This is a genomic window from Rhodococcus erythropolis NBRC 15567, from assembly GCF_001552595.1.
In the GTDB taxonomy this organism is placed as follows: domain Bacteria; phylum Actinomycetota; class Actinomycetes; order Mycobacteriales; family Mycobacteriaceae; genus Rhodococcus_F; species Rhodococcus_F erythropolis.
Window position 1 is genome coordinate 18,449 of record NZ_BCRM01000034.1, and the last position, 14,463, is coordinate 32,911.

20 protein-coding genes are annotated in these 14,463 nt (G+C 62.8%); 3 read left to right on the plus strand and 17 right to left on the minus strand.

The window, feature by feature from the left end; all coding sequences use genetic code 11:
- Positions 1-61 precede the first annotated feature (61 nt).
- Both RE4_RS27445 and RE4_RS27450 read right to left on the minus strand, forming a co-directional pair.
- A complete protein-coding gene (locus RE4_RS27445) occupies positions 62-1,099 on the minus strand; it encodes a cation diffusion facilitator family transporter (protein ID WP_029255498.1) in 1,038 nt (345 codons plus the stop codon).
- On the minus strand, positions 1,096-1,518 hold the full coding sequence (locus RE4_RS27450) for an ArsR/SmtB family transcription factor (RefSeq protein ID WP_020907992.1): 423 nt from the start codon (positions 1,516-1,518) through the stop codon (positions 1,096-1,098). The genes RE4_RS27445 and RE4_RS27450 overlap by 4 nt, the downstream gene beginning before the upstream one ends.
- Before the next feature lie 109 nt (positions 1,519-1,627).
- Here RE4_RS27450 and RE4_RS27455 point away from each other — a divergent pair, with 109 nt between their 5' ends.
- Positions 1,628-2,053 (plus strand): nitroreductase/quinone reductase family protein, encoded by a 426-nt coding sequence (locus tag RE4_RS27455; RefSeq protein ID WP_029255500.1) that lies wholly within the window; start codon positions 1,628-1,630, stop codon positions 2,051-2,053.
- 60 nt (positions 2,054-2,113) lie between these two features.
- Here RE4_RS27455 and RE4_RS27460 read toward each other — a convergent pair whose 3' ends face one another.
- The 4 genes from RE4_RS27460 to hisI all read right to left on the minus strand — a co-directional run bounded on the left by RE4_RS27460 (position 2,114) and on the right by hisI (position 3,872).
- On the minus strand, positions 2,114-2,500 hold the full coding sequence (locus RE4_RS27460; RefSeq protein WP_060939717.1) for a DUF2784 domain-containing protein: 387 nt from the start codon (positions 2,498-2,500) through the stop codon (positions 2,114-2,116).
- 73 nt (positions 2,501-2,573) lie between these two features.
- Entirely contained in the window at positions 2,574-3,200 is a 627-nt protein-coding gene (locus tag RE4_RS27465) for an SRPBCC family protein (RefSeq protein ID WP_019748767.1), read from the minus strand.
- Between the two features lie 24 nt (positions 3,201-3,224).
- Complete coding sequence (locus tag RE4_RS27470) at positions 3,225-3,518, minus strand: DUF1905 domain-containing protein (protein ID WP_029255502.1); 294 nt, start codon at positions 3,516-3,518, stop codon at positions 3,225-3,227.
- A gap of 6 nt (positions 3,519-3,524) precedes the next feature.
- The gene (gene hisI, locus RE4_RS27475) at positions 3,525-3,872 is read right to left on the minus strand and encodes a phosphoribosyl-AMP cyclohydrolase (RefSeq protein ID WP_003942390.1); all 348 of its coding nucleotides are present in this window, start codon (positions 3,870-3,872) and stop codon (positions 3,525-3,527) included.
- A 101-nt stretch (positions 3,873-3,973) separates the two neighbouring features.
- On the opposite strand from hisI, the gene RE4_RS27480 reads away from it, so the two are divergent.
- On the plus strand, positions 3,974-4,495 hold the full coding sequence (locus tag RE4_RS27480; protein WP_020969784.1) for a universal stress protein: 522 nt from the start codon (positions 3,974-3,976) through the stop codon (positions 4,493-4,495).
- 21 nt (positions 4,496-4,516) lie between these two features.
- Here RE4_RS27480 and RE4_RS27485 read toward each other — a convergent pair whose 3' ends face one another.
- A complete protein-coding gene (locus RE4_RS27485; RefSeq protein ID WP_060939718.1) occupies positions 4,517-5,998 on the minus strand; it encodes a flavin-containing monooxygenase in 1,482 nt (493 codons plus the stop codon).
- A 118-nt stretch (positions 5,999-6,116) separates the two neighbouring features.
- On the opposite strand from RE4_RS27485, the gene RE4_RS27490 reads away from it, so the two are divergent.
- Complete coding sequence (locus RE4_RS27490) at positions 6,117-6,734, plus strand: TetR/AcrR family transcriptional regulator (protein ID WP_029255504.1); 618 nt, start codon at positions 6,117-6,119, stop codon at positions 6,732-6,734.
- Here RE4_RS27490 and hisF read toward each other — a convergent pair.
- The 10 genes from hisF to hisD form a co-directional block, all read right to left on the minus strand.
- Positions 6,731-7,504 (minus strand): imidazole glycerol phosphate synthase subunit HisF, encoded by a 774-nt coding sequence (hisF, locus tag RE4_RS27495; RefSeq protein WP_003942380.1) that lies wholly within the window; start codon positions 7,502-7,504, stop codon positions 6,731-6,733. The two genes, RE4_RS27490 and hisF, sit on opposite strands and share 4 nt — an antisense overlap.
- Positions 7,501-8,334, minus strand: a complete 834-nt coding sequence (locus tag RE4_RS27500) for an inositol monophosphatase family protein (RefSeq protein ID WP_060939719.1) — start codon at positions 8,332-8,334, stop codon at positions 7,501-7,503. Before RE4_RS27500 ends, hisF begins: the two co-directional genes overlap by 4 nt.
- 9 nt (positions 8,335-8,343) lie before the next feature.
- A complete protein-coding gene (gene priA / locus RE4_RS27505) occupies positions 8,344-9,078 on the minus strand; it encodes a bifunctional 1-(5-phosphoribosyl)-5-((5-phosphoribosylamino)methylideneamino)imidazole-4-carboxamide isomerase/phosphoribosylanthranilate isomerase PriA (protein ID WP_060939720.1) in 735 nt (244 codons plus the stop codon).
- A 19-nt stretch (positions 9,079-9,097) separates the two neighbouring features.
- The gene (locus RE4_RS27510) at positions 9,098-9,349 is read right to left on the minus strand and encodes a hypothetical protein (protein WP_019748773.1); all 252 of its coding nucleotides are present in this window, start codon (positions 9,347-9,349) and stop codon (positions 9,098-9,100) included.
- Positions 9,346-9,981: an imidazole glycerol phosphate synthase subunit HisH gene (gene hisH, locus RE4_RS27515; protein WP_003942389.1), complete on the minus strand. Its 636-nt coding sequence runs from the start codon at positions 9,979-9,981 to the stop codon at positions 9,346-9,348. Before hisH ends, RE4_RS27510 begins: the two co-directional genes overlap by 4 nt.
- A 9-nt stretch (positions 9,982-9,990) precedes the next feature.
- Positions 9,991-11,112: an MFS transporter gene (locus tag RE4_RS27520; RefSeq protein WP_024487482.1), complete on the minus strand. Its 1,122-nt coding sequence runs from the start codon at positions 11,110-11,112 to the stop codon at positions 9,991-9,993.
- Between the two features lie 68 nt (positions 11,113-11,180).
- The gene (locus RE4_RS31365) at positions 11,181-11,330 is read right to left on the minus strand and encodes a CG2302 family histidine operon protein (protein ID WP_007732248.1); all 150 of its coding nucleotides are present in this window, start codon (positions 11,328-11,330) and stop codon (positions 11,181-11,183) included.
- Entirely contained in the window at positions 11,327-11,941 is a 615-nt protein-coding gene (gene hisB, locus RE4_RS27525) for an imidazoleglycerol-phosphate dehydratase HisB (RefSeq protein ID WP_003942383.1), read from the minus strand. The genes RE4_RS31365 and hisB overlap by 4 nt, the downstream gene beginning before the upstream one ends.
- The gene (locus tag RE4_RS27530; protein ID WP_019748776.1) at positions 11,938-13,080 is read right to left on the minus strand and encodes a histidinol-phosphate transaminase; all 1,143 of its coding nucleotides are present in this window, start codon (positions 13,078-13,080) and stop codon (positions 11,938-11,940) included. Before RE4_RS27530 ends, hisB begins: the two co-directional genes overlap by 4 nt.
- On the minus strand, positions 13,077-14,399 hold the full coding sequence (gene hisD / locus RE4_RS27535; protein ID WP_060939721.1) for a histidinol dehydrogenase: 1,323 nt from the start codon (positions 14,397-14,399) through the stop codon (positions 13,077-13,079). Before hisD ends, RE4_RS27530 begins: the two co-directional genes overlap by 4 nt.
- Between the last annotated feature and the right edge of the window lie 64 nt (positions 14,400-14,463).

Consider the following 14,463-nt stretch of genomic DNA (forward strand, 5'->3'; position numbering starts at 1 on the left):
AATGGCAAAACAAGTTCCCATGCGATCACATAAAGGATTCCGCCAGGTCTGTTTCTGCAGATCAGACCTGGGATTCGAGTGCGGTCTCAATATTCGGTGCGTCATGCGCCGGGTACGCATGCACCAAGGCGGTAGCGAGTTTGGGTACCGCGTGAGTGAGCGAATGCTCGGCGCTGTGTGCAATCGCGTGAGCTTCGGCAAGCGTTGCCCGGGGATCGATGTCGAGTTCTGCATCGGCATGCAGTCGGTGTCCGATCCACCGCATCTTCAGATCACGAACACCGAGGACTCCGGGTTCGTGCATCAATGCATGCTCGGCGCCGTCCACCAACTCCGGTTCGACGCCGTCCATCAACCGCCGGAAGACGTCTCGCGCTGCAGTCCTGAGCACCGCCACGATGGCCACGGTGATGACAAGGCCGATGATCGGATCTGCCAACGGGAAACCCAGCGCAACTCCCCCGGCCCCCAGAAGGACTGCGAGCGAGGTGAATCCGTCTGTCCGAGCATGCAATCCATCGGCCACCAGGGCCGCTGAACCGATTTGCCTGCCGACCCTGATCCGATACAACGCCACCAATTCGTTTCCGATGAAACCGATCAAACCTGCCGCCGCTACCCAACCGAGGTGCTCGATCTCGACCGGGTTGATCAATCGCCTCACCGCCTCGACACCGGCGATCACTGCCGACAGTGCGATCATGGCGAGCACGAACAGTCCGGCCAAATCCTCCGCACGCCCGAAACCATAGGTATAGCGCCTGGTTGCAGCGCGCCGACCGAGCGCAAAGGCAATCCAGAGTGGGACTGCCGTGAGCGCGTCGGAGAAGTTGTGAATGGTGTCCGCCAGCAGCGCCACCGAACCCGAGATCGCCACGATCGCAACCTGAGCAACTGCGGTGACTCCGAGCGCGACAAGACTGATCTTGACCGCCCGGATGCCGATTGCGCTCGATTCCAATGCGTCGTCAACACTGTCGGCAGCGTCGTGACTGTGCGGGGAGAACACTTCGCGGACTGCCGATCGAAATCCCTTCGGCCCGTGGCCGTGTCCGTGGCCGTGGCCGTGACCGTGGGACGTCTTTGGTTCGTGCGTCATGACGCACCTTCTTCTTGATCGCTACGATCGACCTTCGCCGAGCGCTCCGGGTGTATCTCCCGAAGCTCACCTTCACTACGGTGATGCCCCGGCAATCCTGGTCCGGCATGCTCGGCATTGAAGACCGCATCCGTAACCAGTTGGCGCACATGGTCGTTCTCCAGACGATAGAACACCGTCGTACCATCGCGGCGCGTTCGTACCAACCTTGCCATGCGCAATTTCGCCAGGTGCTGCGACACCGAGGGCGCCGGCTTGCCGACGCGTTCCGCCAGTTCGTTCACCGAGCACTCGCGGTCTACCAATGCCCACAAAACCTGCACACGGGTTGCGTCGGCCAGCATGCGGAACACCTCGACTACGAGGTCGACTTGATCATCGGGAAGCTTGCGGCGACAAACACCACTATCTGCGTTCATACGTAGATAGTAGATCATGCTGGACGCCGAAGATGACCTCTCGTCGATTCACCAGTTGTGCAAAGCTTGGCGGCAGAGCCCTTCGCCACTCGCAGACCGGGAGACAACGATGAGTACCGACGATTGGAACGCAGGAATCATTGCGGAGTTTCGGGAGAACGAGGGCAAGGTAGGTGGCCCCTTCGAAGGTGCGCCCATGGTGTTGGTCCACCACACAGGACGCAAATCCGGACGCGATTTCGTGAGTCCCATGATGTATCTGGCAGACGAGCAGGATCCGAAGACCATCTACGTTTTTGCATCCAAGGCCGGTGCCCCGACCAATCCCGACTGGTACTACAACCTCGTTGCCACCGACCAGGCAGAGGTCGAGATCGGCACCGAAACATACCCGGTCTCCGTCAGCGAAGTAACCGGCGAGAAGCGTGACCGCATCTACGACGAGCAGGCCAGTCGATACCCGGGATTTGCCGAATATGCGGAGAAGACAGCTGGGATCCGCACAATCCCGGTGGTGGCACTGACTCGCGCGTAAATCCAGGTAGCGCCTCCCCGCCGTTTCCATTCGGAAACGGCAGGGATCGTTAGTACGGAATTAGGTCGCTGAAGAGGCTTTGACCTCAGCCTTCGAATGCCGTCCGAGCAGCACGTATCCAATCCAGGATCCGACAACCACTGTCGCCGCGAGCGCCTGTACCAGGCCTTCGATACTCGCCGGATAGAACACGCCGGTGATGTAGTGCGAGATGAATCCGGTGGACGGCAACTCCGCGATACCGGCCATTCGGCGGGCCCAGTTCTCGAGATTGGTCAGCGGGCAGTCATATCCGACCGCTATCGAACCGGCTCCCCAGACGACTGCAAGAAGGTGAAAACCGATGGTACGACGCCACTTCCACGCCACGAACCCACCCAGCACCACATAGAGGACAAACGCGAAGTGGACGAACACCGTCACTACTTCGATGAGCCGATACACCATCGTCGTCTCCGCTCGTGGCGCGGAAGTCCCGCAACAACCAGACTAATCCGATGTTAGTCCTCGTAGAGGTGATCTACCCGGTGTATGCAGCGGTCGTGCGAGCAGCGGCGGCTGCAGCCGCATCCGGGTCGTCGCCCGATGCGATCGCAGCTTCGGCCCACAGTTCACTGCTTCCCGCGATGAATGCCTTGGCCTCGTCGCTCGCCGACCACTCGGGTGTCTCGAGTGGCGTCGCGATCCCCAGTTCCACGTGTCGAGCCAGCCCGAGCAGTCCCATGTCCCACCCGACACCGACGGCACCTGGACCGTACTCGGCCCACCGATCCGGCGCCACGTCCGCGGCGTGTTCGAAGTCGAACAGCGTTGCACCACTGCCTTTTTCGGCGAGATTCACAGTCACATAGCTCACATCGCCGCCGTATTCCCAGGTGATGCGAAGTGTTCGAGGAGCATCGCACGCCAAAATTTCGCCGCCGGCGTTGCCCTCGAGCTGATAGTGGCCGCCGATCCTGGCTTCTCCCCCGACCGGCATGAACCATTGGGGAATGCGGTCGAACTCGGTGATCGCCGCCCAGACCGTGCCGATGGGCGCCGCGAGGGTCCGCGACATGCGCAACGTGCGTGTTTTCGACTCGTCACCGCCGAACGGGCTCAGCTCTCGCGCTACCACCTGCAACGAATCAACCGCTCTGTCGACCACGACGCTCCTTGGTTCAGGAAAACTTCAGCTCAGTCGCTGCTGTAGATGTACCGATACTTCTTCTCCAGCGGCACTCTTGCCGATCGCCTTGCAGAGCGCCACGCGCAGCGGAAGCCAGTGTGGACCGTCACCGGACGGCATCAGCGTCGCCTCGAAGGGATGTTCACCATCGAGAGTCCCGACCACCTTCACAGCGCGCCTCGTTCCCAGAAGTTCCGCCGAACCAGGCACCGTCAGAAATGTCGCAAACGCCCCGTCTTTCTCGATGGGTGAGGTGAACGAGTAATCGAGCGGTTGTGGAGTCTTGTCAGCGGCCATGTCGCGTCACTGTTCCGCAGCGAGTAGGACGTCGGTGTCGAAACACGTGTGAGTGCCGGTGTGGCACGCGGCTCCCTCCTGATCGACGATCAGCAAGACCGAATCGCCGTCACAGTCGAGTCGCACTTCGTGGACGTACTGGGTGTGCCCCGACGTCTCACCCTTGACCCAGTACTGCTGGCGCGAGCGCGAATAGTACGTCCCCTTACGGGTTTCCAGTGTTCGTGCGAGCGCTTCGTCGTCCATCCACGCGACCATCAGCACATCACCGGTCGACTTCTCCTGCGCAACCGCGCTGAACAGTCCGGCGTCGTTTCGCTTCAGCTTCGCCGCGATTGCGGGATCAAGACTCATATGACGTTTATACCTTCCACCTGTGACTTCCGTGGAATTCCCCTGCTTGGTCGCCGTAGAATGGAGGTTTCTTCGCTTCTCGCTCTGGAAGAGGATCCGACATGAACCATCAACGTCATGACGGCCCACACCCGGAGTACACCTGCCACCTCGTGAACGCGAGCACCGATCGCGTCCCGACCCGCCACATCGTTGTCGGGATCGGCGCAGGCCTGAGCAGCAAGAATGTCGTCAGCTACGGATTGACGCTTGCCGCCAAGGAGGATTCAGCACTCCACGTCGTTCACTGCATCACGTCCGAGGACTTGCCTGTCGAAACCGACTCACCACAGTTCGAAACGCGTCTGCACGACGAGATGGTGTCGCAACGCGAACAGACAACCTCGACACTTGCCTCGCACACGGACACCTGGACATACGACTGTACCTACGGCGACCCGGCCGGTGTCATCCTCGCGACCGCGGACAAGTACGACGCCTTCACCATCGTGATCGGATCCCCGCGAAAAGGCGCTGCCTCCGCGGTGAGCCAACTGATACACAGCTCGGTCTCTTCCCGACTGAACCGGCAGAACCGTTATCCCGTGATATCGGTTCCGAGCGGAGTCAGATCGGCAAGATAGCCGAACACGGGGCATGCCCGCCTAGCTGATCGAATAATCCTCGAGCGGAAAGCGTTTCGCTTCGACAAACGCATTGTGTGTAGACGTGGGCCGCAGGATCGCCGCCTCCCCGTGCTGATTGAAGTAGTAGCTCCGCGCAGTCTGGCAACTGCCGCCGTAAAAGACGGAGTCCGCGAGGTTCGCCGTCATCCGGTCCAGGAACTCGGCGTTGGCGGTTTCGGTGACCTCGAACGTCTCCGCGCCACGCCGTTTCACCTCACCGAACAGTCGATCCATGTGCTGCATCTGGGATTCGATAGTCGTGAAGTAGGACAACCCGCTGTACGAGTACGGACTGGCGAGCGTGAGGAAATTGGGGAAGTAGGGAACCGTGACCCCCTCATAGGCCTGGAAACGGTTGTCGCGCCACCACTTACCGAGGTTTCGGCCCTCACGGCCGATAACCTCGATGGCCGGAAAGTTCACATCCCAGAGGTTGAATCCCGTTGCCAGCACCAGCGTGTCGATCTCGGTCTTGCGGCCGTCGGCCGTGACGATTCCGTCGGCAGCAATGTGGTCGATCGACGTGGTTTCGAGGTGCACGTTGTCTTTGGTGAAGGTACGGAAATAGCTGTTCGAGAACGTGGGTCGCTTGCACCCGAAGTCGTAGTCCGGTGTGAGTTGCTTGCGGAGATGCGCGTCACGGACCTGCGACCGCAGAAACGCTCGCGATGCGGCTGCAGCGCCCTTGTTCAACAGTTTGACCTGCTTGTAATGCAGGACCGCGCTGACCATGATCATTTCGAGTATCGACGAACTGACAGCGCGGGCGATTCGCTGGGTGAGCGGAATGCGCGAGAACAGCTTCTGCACTGCGCTCGGAATGGGGACGTCGATCTTGGGAACGACCCAGATCGGGGTGCGTTGGTAGACGGTCAACTCTGCGGCCTGCCGCGCCACCTCGGGGATCAACTGCACGGCGGTGGCGCCGGTTCCGATGATTGCAGTCTTGGTGCCCGACAAGTCGTAGGAATCGTCCCAGGCGGTGGTGTGGATGATCTTGCCCGCAAATTCGTCGATACCGGAGATGTCCGGTCGATGGGGCTGCGAGAGGAAACCCGTCGCAGTCAGGAGGTACTTGGCAGTGATGTCCGGTGCCCCCTTAACGGAGACCACCCAGTGCGAGGAATCTTCGTCCCAGAGGGCTCCGTTGACCACGGCACCGAACGTCATGTGCTTCCGCAGGTCGTACTTGTCCGCGACATGATCGGCGTACTTCTTGAGTTCGGCACCCGGTGCGAAGAGCCTGGACCAGTTCGGATTGGGCTCGAACGAATACGAGTAGGTGACCGACGCGATGTCGACAGCCAAACCGGGATAGCGGTTGACGTGCCAGGTTCCACCCAGATCGTCCTCACGCTCGAGGATCGCCAGGTTGTCCAGGCCCATCCGCTTGAGTTGAATGGCCGCACCCATTCCGCCGAAGCCCGCCCCCACCACTACTGCGTCGTACTGCACTGCCATCGGAGAATCCCTCTCATGAACTGCACACCCATGAACCACGCACCCGTGAACTGCACATCAGAAACTGACACGTCATTCCGTTATTGAGAACGGTATCATTCCAGACGTGACGAAGGCCATGACCCGAGCGGAACGAAAAAAAGCGGAATTGCGCCGCGAGATCATCGACGCATCATTCGAGTGCTTCGCGGAACGCGGCTACCACGCGACCGGAATTGCCGATATCGCAACAACTCTCGGAATCGGTCACGGCACGTTCTACCGATACTTCGAGAACAAGCGCGACATCATCGACCACGTCATCGACGATCTGATCGCAAAGATCATCAGCGCACTCGCCGTCGAAAATGCCCCTGACGCAGCAAATACGTTGGACGAGTACCGCGCCCAGGTCGGTCGCATCGCCGAAGCGCTCCCCCGCATCTTCTTCGACGACCCGCGCATTCCGCGGGTTCTGCTCTTCGAGACGACAGGCGTCGACGCCGATCTCACTGGCCGGATGCTCGATCTACTCGACCAGTCGGCATCGTTGACCGCGGCGTACCTGCATCACGGAGTCGAATGCGGCTATCTACGCGCCGACCTCGATGTCGACAACACTGCGCAGGCCGTCAACGGCATGATGCTGGCAAGTGCGATTCAAGGATTGCGAGCCGATTCGTCCGTCGACTGCACCACGCTGAACCAAGCCATCAGCCGCCTCATGTTCGACGGAATCCGCGCCGAGAACGCCTAGCGAACGACGATTCCCTCGGCACGCATCGCATCCTTGACCTCCGGGATGCTCAGATCGCCGAAGTGGAAGACACTTGCTGCGAGAACTGCGTCTGCGCCCGCTTCGACTGCCGGGGCAAAGTGCTCGACCAGGCCGGCACCGCCACTGGCGATCACCGGTACGTGGACTGCTGCCCGGACAGCGCGGATCATCAGAAGGTCGAAGCCCGCTTTGGTGCCGTCGGCGTCCATCGAGTTGAGCAGGATCTCCCCCACTCCCAACTCGGCACCACGCTCGGCCCACTCGACAGCGTCGATGCCCGTGCCGCGCTTGCCCCCGTGCGTGGTGACCTCCCACCCCGACGGTGTGTCCGGCTGCCCCTGCGGAACGGTGCGGGCGTCGACCGAGAGGACGATGCACTGCGAGCCGAAACGCTCACTCAGTTCCTTGAGCAGTTCCGGGCGCGCAATCGCCGCGGTGTTGACGCTGACCTTGTCTGCACCGGCACGCAGCAGACGATCGACGTCCGCGACCGTGCGCACTCCACCGCCGACGGTCAGAGGAATGAAAACCTGCTCGGCAGTACGACTTACGACGTCGAGCATCGTGCCACGATCCGACGTGGAGGCGGTGACGTCCAGGAAGGTCAGTTCGTCGGCGCCCTGAGCGTCGTACGCTGCCGCGAGTTCCACGGGATCTCCGGCGTCGCGAAGATTCTCGAAGTTGACACCCTTGACCACTCGTCCGGCGTCGACGTCGAGGCACGGAATCACACGAACTGCGAGGGTCATGACTGTGGTCCTCCTGAGGACGAAGCGCGCGGATCACCGAGCGCGTTGAGGATATCGAGAATCTCACCGTGGATGCCCGGGGCGGCAGCGAGCACCGACTCCGATTCTACGGTCCACGAGTTGCCGGCCAGATCGGTGACCACCCCGCCCGCACCGCGAACGAGAGCGACCCCGGCCGCGTTGTCCCACGCGTTGCGGCCGTAGACGATCGCTCCGCCCAGGATGCCGGCCGCCGTGAAAGCGAGATCGACTCCGGTGGAGCCGTGTATCCGGATCCGCGAGGACACTTTGCTGATCTCGGCGAGGAGGTCGAGACGGAAACTGCCGGGGATCCGGCCGCGACTGTTGACGTTGAGGGCACCCAATCCGACGATCGACGACGCCAGATCGGTTGGCTCCAGCGGCGGTACGGCGATTCCGTTGACCAACAACGGACCGCCGGCACGAGTGGCGTACGTGTGACCGATCAACGGAAGCCAGGTCAATCCGAGTACCGGGACACCATCGTCGAGAAGCGCCAACAGTGTTCCGGCAGTGGGCAATCCGGCCGAGTAGTTGAAAGTACCGTCGACGGGGTCGAGAACCCAGACGAGCCCCGAACCGACGTCTGGGCCGCCGAATTCCTCGCCGTGCACCTCGATGCCGGTCTGCTCGAACAACTCCGCGGTCAACCGCTTCTCGAGCGCAAGATCGACCTCGGTGGCAAAATCACCCCAGCCCTTGCGGACCGCACTCGGGGCGCCGACACCGGCGACGAACTGATCGTGGACGCCATCGAGAAGCCGACCCGCAATCGCGAGAAGTTCGTCGAGGTCACGCGTCGGAGTCATCTGGAAAATCTATCCGGAAACTGCTGCCAGCGCTTCGGGGAGAGTGAAGCGACCGGCATACAGCGCCTTGCCCACGATCGCGCCCTCGACACCCTGATCAACCAGGCTGGAAATGGCGAGCAGATCCTCGATGGTCGACACACCACCGGAGGCGACGACGTGAGCGTCGGTGACAGCGCAGACCTGACTGAGAAGTTCGAGGTTGGGACCGGTGAGTGTGCCGTCTTTGGAGACGTCTGTGACGACGTAACGGGTGCAGCCGTCGCGATCGAGACGGGCCAGGGTCTCCCACAGATCGCCGCCGTCGGTGACCCAGCCGCGCCCACGGGTGCGGTACTGGCCGTCGACCAGACGAACGTCGAGTCCGACGGCGATCTTGTCGCCGTACTTGGCCAATGCACGGGCACACCACTCGGGATCTTCGATAGCGGCGGTTCCGAGATTGACGCGGGCACAGCCGGTGGCCAGTGCAGCTTCCAGGGAAGCGTCGTCGCGGATTCCTCCGGAGAGTTCCACCTTGACCGTCAGGTCGCCGACGACGCCTGCCAGCAGTTCGCTGTTGGACCCACGCCCGAAAGCGGCGTCGAGGTCGACAAGATGCACCCATTCGGCACCGTCGTTCTGCCACGCAAGAGCAGCGTCGCGGGGCGACCCGTAACCGGTCTCACTTCCCGCCTCTCCTTGCACGAGGCGAACAGCTTCACCGTTGACAACATCTACAGCAGGCAAAAGGACCAGGCTCACGTGCGGTAACCCTAGTAGGTCAGGACCTCGAACCGTCTTCCGGGTCACCGAACGCTTTTCGGGTCATCCGCTTGGATACGACGCCCATTGCCGCGATCGCAGCAACGACCCCCACGAGACCGATCGCGAGACCGACACCCGGCGAGGGTTTGAGCACGACGATGACGACGGTGGCGACCGCCAACGCAGCCACAGCGGCGCCGAGCGAGAACAACGCCAGACGAGCGAGGGAAAAGTCGTCGCCACGGTTCGGGCCGGAACTCCCGGTCACAAACTCTGCACCCAGTTGCTCAGCAACTCGGCGCCTGCGTCGCCGGATTTCTCGGGGTGGAACTGCGTTGCCGACAACGCACCGTTCTCGACGGCAGCGAGGAACTTTCCGCCGTGATCTGCCCACGTCAGCTTCGGAGGTGCGATGTGCTCGGACGGCGCGAGTTCCCAACTCTGCACACCGTACGAGTGAACGAAGTAGAAGCGGGTGTCGGCGTCGATACCCTTGAACAGCGTGCTCGACTCCGGAGCCTCCACGGTGTTCCAGCCCATGTGCGGCAAAACCTCTGCTTGCAGCCTCTCGACGGTGCCAGGCCATTCGCCGCAGCCCTCCGCCTCGACACCGAATTCGACTCCCCTGTCGAACAGAATCTGCATGCCGACGCAGATACCCAGCACCGGTCGGCCACCGGCCAAGCGTCTACCGATGATTCGGTCACCCTGCACTGCGCGCAGACCTTCCATGCAGGCCGCGAACGCACCGACGCCGGGCACCACCAGACCGTCGGCCGCCAATGCAACCTTCATATCGTTGGTCACCTCCACCTGCGCCCCGGTGCGCGCCAGTGCGCGAGTAGCCGAATGCAGGTTGCCGGAGCCGTAATCGAGTACAGCAATCGTGGAAGCGCTCATGCCCCAACTCTATCGGGCAACCCTGCTGCCGATCACTTTGCCGCCCGCGGCCAGTGCCGGGAGCAGAGCGACAACGACCGCGGAGACCGCGAAGACCCACGCATAGCCGGCAGTCGTGGCCACGAATCCCAACGCCAGTGCACCGATTCCGGTGCCGGCGTCGTAGCCGATGTTCCAGATCGCGCTGGCGGATCCGAGTTGCCTCGGCCCGGCAGCCTGAAACGCCATGACCAAGGATTCGTTCTGCACCGCCCCGAACCCGAGCCCGAAAAGGACCGCCGCGCAGAACAAGACCGGCGTCGACCCGCCGTCGACGTTGATCGCGAACAGCACCAATCCGATGGTCGACGACGCCAATGCCGGCGCGAGTGTCCGACCACTGCCGAGACGATCGGCGATCAGGCCCGCCGAGTACCGGCCGATCAACATCGATCCACTGGCGGTCGCCAACACCACACCTGCAACGGCCGCGCGCTCCGAGATTGCGATCGGCAGTAGAGACGACAGCCCGCCGAACGACGCGGACACACACGCCAGAGCGAGCACCGGGACCAAGACGACGAACACACTCAACCGGGCGGATTCGCCGGTGGGCTGGGCGAAGATCTTCGGCAACCCGGCAATGGCCACCAGCGCGAGTGCCGGGATCAGCGCACCGAGAACGAACACCGGTGTCGCCGACCACCGTTCCATGATCGCAAGCCCCAGCGGAAGCCCCGCCATTTGTGACGCTGCGATCGCGATTCCCTGAGCGCCGGTGGCACGGCCCAGAATTCGTTTGGGCGCCAACTCCGCCACGAGCGCACTGCCGGCAACAGTCAGCATGCCGAAACCGATTCCTCGCACCGCGGAAACCGCCAGGACGGGGCCGGCGTCGGCCGAGATCAACAGCACCAACGACGGTGGACCGAGGAGCAGACATCCGACCGCCAGCACGCGCCGGTAGCCCTGCGTCCGCAACAACCGAGGCACGAGCAGTTGCGTCACGACCGTGGCCGCCATGAAGACACCGGTCACCGATCCGGCGAGCGCATCCGATCCGCCGGAATGCGCAACCAGCAACGGCACCACCGGCAAGAGCAACGACCAGCCACCGAAAGCTGCCGCCGCCATGATCAGGACACCGATCATGCCCGGAGTGCGAAGCAACCCCGGCGATGGAGCAGGATCTCGCGTCACAGACGCAGTCACTTTTCGCGTCACAGACGCAGTGCGCCCGCTACCGCCGCCAGAACCGCCAACGCCAGAAGGATTCCCGACGCAAGCTTGTTGACCTTGAACATCGAGTAGGCGCCGCCCACGGCAATACCCGCGCCGATGAACAGCAGGTAGGTGAAGAGGACGCTCACAGTGTGCCCTTCGTCGACGGCACGCCACTCACGCGCGGATCCGGCTCGACCGCCTCACGCAGAGCGCGCGCAACGGCCTTGTACTCGGCTTCGGTGATGTGATGCTGATCGCGGCCGTACAGAACCCGAACGTGCAGTGCGATACGTGCATTCAATGCGATCGACTCGAACACGTGGCGGTTGATCACCGCGTGATACGGAACGCCCGGGTACCCGCCGATGACGGAATGCACCATGTAGTCGGGCTCACCGGTGTGCACGCAGTAAGGGCGACCGGAGACGTCGACCGACGCGTGCGCCAGCGTTTCGTCCATCGGGATGAAAGCGTCGCCGAAACGACGGATGCCCTTCTTGTCACCGAGAGCCTGGCCGAGCGCCTGGCCGAAAACGATCGCGGTGTCCTCGACGGTGTGGTGAGCGTCGATCTCGACGTCACCCTTCGCCTTGACGTCCAGATCGAAGCTGGCGTGCGTACCCAAGGCATTGAGCATGTGGTCGAAGAACGGAACGCCGGTGGAGACGTCGACGATGCCGGTCCCGTCCAGATTCAGTTCGACGACGATGCTTGATTCCCGAGTTGTTCGTTCGATCCGCGCGATGCGATCGCTCATGCCGTCTCTCCTGAATTCGTGTCGACCAGCTGGGTGCCTGCGATTTCGTCACTGGCCTTGATGAACGCGTCGTTCTCGGCTTCGAGTCCCACGGTGGCCCGCAGATATCCGGGGATGCCGATGTCGCGGATGAGAACTCCGCGGTCGAGGTATTCCTTCCACGCCTGTGCGCTGTCGGTGAACTGACCGAACAAGATGAAGTTCGCGTCACTGGGAATCACTCGGAAACCGGTGTCCGCCAGTGCCTTCGACACCCGATCACGCTCGGCGGACAAGGCGTGGACACTGCCGAGGGTCTCGTCGGCGTGACGCAGGGCGGCACGTGCCGCCGCTTGCGTGACCACCGAGAGGTGATAGGGCAAGCGCACCAACAACAGTGCGTCGATGAACGCGGGAGCGGCGGCGAGGTAGCCGAGTCGGCCACCGGCAAACGCGAAAGCCTTGCTCATGGTGCGGGTCACAACCAGCTTGGCCGGGAACTCGTCGATCAGCGTCATCGCGCTGGGGGCAGCGGAGAACTCCGCGTAGGCCTCGTCGACGATCACGATGCCCGGCGCCACGTCGAGGATGCGTCGTAGTTCCGCAATACCGACGCTGTGTCCGGTCGGGTTGTTGGGACTGGTCACGAACACGACGTCCGGTCGGCGTTCCTCGATCACTGTGACGGCAGCATCCACGTCGAGTGCGAAGTCGTCCCGACGGAAGACCTCGACCCACTCGGTATCGGTACCGTCGGCGATGATCGGGTGCATCGAGTACGAGGGCACAAAACCCATCGCGCTACGTCCCGGACCTGCGAAGGCCTGCAACAGCTGCTGCAGAATCTCGTTCGATCCGTTTGCCGCCCACAGATTGTCGACGGTGACCGGTACACCCGTCTGCTTCGACAGGTACGCCGCCAGATCAGTCCGCAACGCGACAGCGTCACGGTCGGGGTAGCGGTGCAGTTCCTTCGCGGCTTCGCGCACGGATTCGGCGACATCGTCGATGAGCGCCTGCGTCGGCGGATGCGGGTTCTCGTTCGTGTTGAGCTGAACCGGCACCGTCAACTGCGGTGCGCCGTATGCCGACTTTCCACGCAGGTTCTCGCGAATCGGAAGGGCGTCGACCGTAATCGATTCTCCAGGAGCACTACTCATCGCAGAGCCTCGAATCGTAGACGCACAGCCTCGCCGTGAGCGGGCAGGTCCTCCGCGTTGGCGAGCGTGATGACGTGTCCGGCAACGTCTTTCAGAGCCGACTCGGAGTAGTCGATCACGTGGATCCCACGCAAGAAGGTCTGCACGCTCAGACCGGAAGAGTGACGTGCACACCCGGCCGTCGGCAGAACGTGGTTGGAGCCGGCGCAGTAGTCGCCGAGGCTGACCGGCGCCCATGGGCCGACGAACACGGCACCAGCGCTGGTGACCTGAGCTGCGACACCGGTTGCGTCCTCGGTCTGAATCTCGAGGTGCTCGGCCGCATAAGCGTTGACGACGCGCAGACCAGCGGAAACATCAGAAACCAACACCGTGCCCGACTGGCTGCCGGTCAGTGCCGTGGTGACGCGTTCGCGGTGCTTGGTGATCTCGAGCTGCGCAGCCAGAGCCTTGTCGACGGCGTCGGCCAATTCGACGCTGGTCGTGACAAGAACGCTGGCGGCCATCACGTCGTGCTCGGCCTGACTGATGAGGTCGGCGGCAACGTGGACCGGGTCAGCGGTGTGGTCGGCGAGGATCGCGATCTCGGTGGGACCGGCTTCTGCGTCGATGCCGACCAGTCCGCGGCACAGACGCTTGGCCGCAGTGACGTAGATGTTGCCGGGACCGGTGATGAGGTCGACCGGGACAAGCTCGGTTCCATCGGTGTCGGTTCCGCCGTAGGTAAGGAGGGCGACGCCCTGCCCGCCGCCGACGGCCCACACCTCGTCGACGCCGAGCATGGCTGCGGCGGCAAGAATGGTCGGGTGCGGCAATCCGCCGAAGTCGGCTTGGGGCGGCGAGGCGACAACAAGCGACCCGACGCCGGCCGTCTGAGCCGGCACGACGTTCATGACAACGCTCGACGGGTACACGGCATTGCCGCCGGGTACGTACAGCCCGACGCGCTCGACCGGCACCCAACGCTCGGTGACCGTGCCACCCGGAACGACCTCGGTGACGGTGTCCTTGCGACGCTGATCGGCGTGCACCTTGCGGGTGCGCTCGATCGCAACCTCGAGGGCTTCCTTGACTGCGGGGTCGAGTTCACGAAATGCGCGCTCGAGCTCGGCTGCGGGTACACGAACCGAAGCCGGACGAACGCCGTCGAACTTCTCGCCGAACTCGAGGGCGGCTTCTGCCCCGCGATCACGAACAGCTTCGACCATCGGGCGAACCTGATGCAGCACCGCGTCCACATCCACTCCACCTCGGGGAAGCGCGGCGCGAAGTTCGGCCGTGGATGGGGTACGACCACGCAGGTCGGTGCGGGCAAGCATGAGAGTTCCTCTCGTACGCAAACGGGGTGCCTGTGCAAGCGGCAGCAAACCGGTCCGGCATTAC

What these genes read in the sequence shown, in the direction of transcription:
- RE4_RS27445 (WP_029255498.1), bottom strand. Translation starts at nt 1,099, where the DNA reads ATGACGCACGAACCAAAGACGTCCCACGGTCACGGCCACGGCCACGGA.
- RE4_RS27450 (WP_020907992.1), bottom strand. Translation starts at nt 1,518, where the DNA reads ATGAACGCAGATAGTGGTGTTTGTCGCCGCAAGCTTCCCGATGATCAA.
- RE4_RS27455 (WP_029255500.1), top strand. Translation starts at nt 1,628, where the DNA reads ATGAGTACCGACGATTGGAACGCAGGAATCATTGCGGAGTTTCGGGAG.
- RE4_RS27460 (WP_060939717.1), bottom strand. Translation starts at nt 2,500, where the DNA reads ATGGTGTATCGGCTCATCGAAGTAGTGACGGTGTTCGTCCACTTCGCG.
- RE4_RS27470 (WP_029255502.1), bottom strand. Translation starts at nt 3,518, where the DNA reads ATGGCCGCTGACAAGACTCCACAACCGCTCGATTACTCGTTCACCTCA.
- hisI (WP_003942390.1), bottom strand. Translation starts at nt 3,872, where the DNA reads ATGAGTCTTGATCCCGCAATCGCGGCGAAGCTGAAGCGAAACGACGCC.
- RE4_RS27480 (WP_020969784.1), top strand. Translation starts at nt 3,974, where the DNA reads ATGAACCATCAACGTCATGACGGCCCACACCCGGAGTACACCTGCCAC.
- RE4_RS27485 (WP_060939718.1), bottom strand. Translation starts at nt 5,998, where the DNA reads ATGGCAGTGCAGTACGACGCAGTAGTGGTGGGGGCGGGCTTCGGCGGA.
- RE4_RS27490 (WP_029255504.1), top strand. Translation starts at nt 6,117, where the DNA reads ATGACCCGAGCGGAACGAAAAAAAGCGGAATTGCGCCGCGAGATCATC.
- hisF (WP_003942380.1), bottom strand. Translation starts at nt 7,504, where the DNA reads ATGACCCTCGCAGTTCGTGTGATTCCGTGCCTCGACGTCGACGCCGGA.
- RE4_RS27500 (WP_060939719.1), bottom strand. Translation starts at nt 8,334, where the DNA reads ATGACTCCGACGCGTGACCTCGACGAACTTCTCGCGATTGCGGGTCGG.
- hisH (WP_003942389.1), bottom strand. Translation starts at nt 9,981, where the DNA reads ATGAGCGCTTCCACGATTGCTGTACTCGATTACGGCTCCGGCAACCTG.
- RE4_RS27520 (WP_024487482.1), bottom strand. Translation starts at nt 11,112, where the DNA reads ATGATCGGTGTCCTGATCATGGCGGCGGCAGCTTTCGGTGGCTGGTCG.
- hisB (WP_003942383.1), bottom strand. Translation starts at nt 11,941, where the DNA reads ATGAGCGATCGCATCGCGCGGATCGAACGAACAACTCGGGAATCAAGC.
- RE4_RS27530 (WP_019748776.1), bottom strand. Translation starts at nt 13,080, where the DNA reads ATGAGTAGTGCTCCTGGAGAATCGATTACGGTCGACGCCCTTCCGATT.
- hisD (WP_060939721.1), bottom strand. Translation starts at nt 14,399, where the DNA reads ATGCTTGCCCGCACCGACCTGCGTGGTCGTACCCCATCCACGGCCGAA.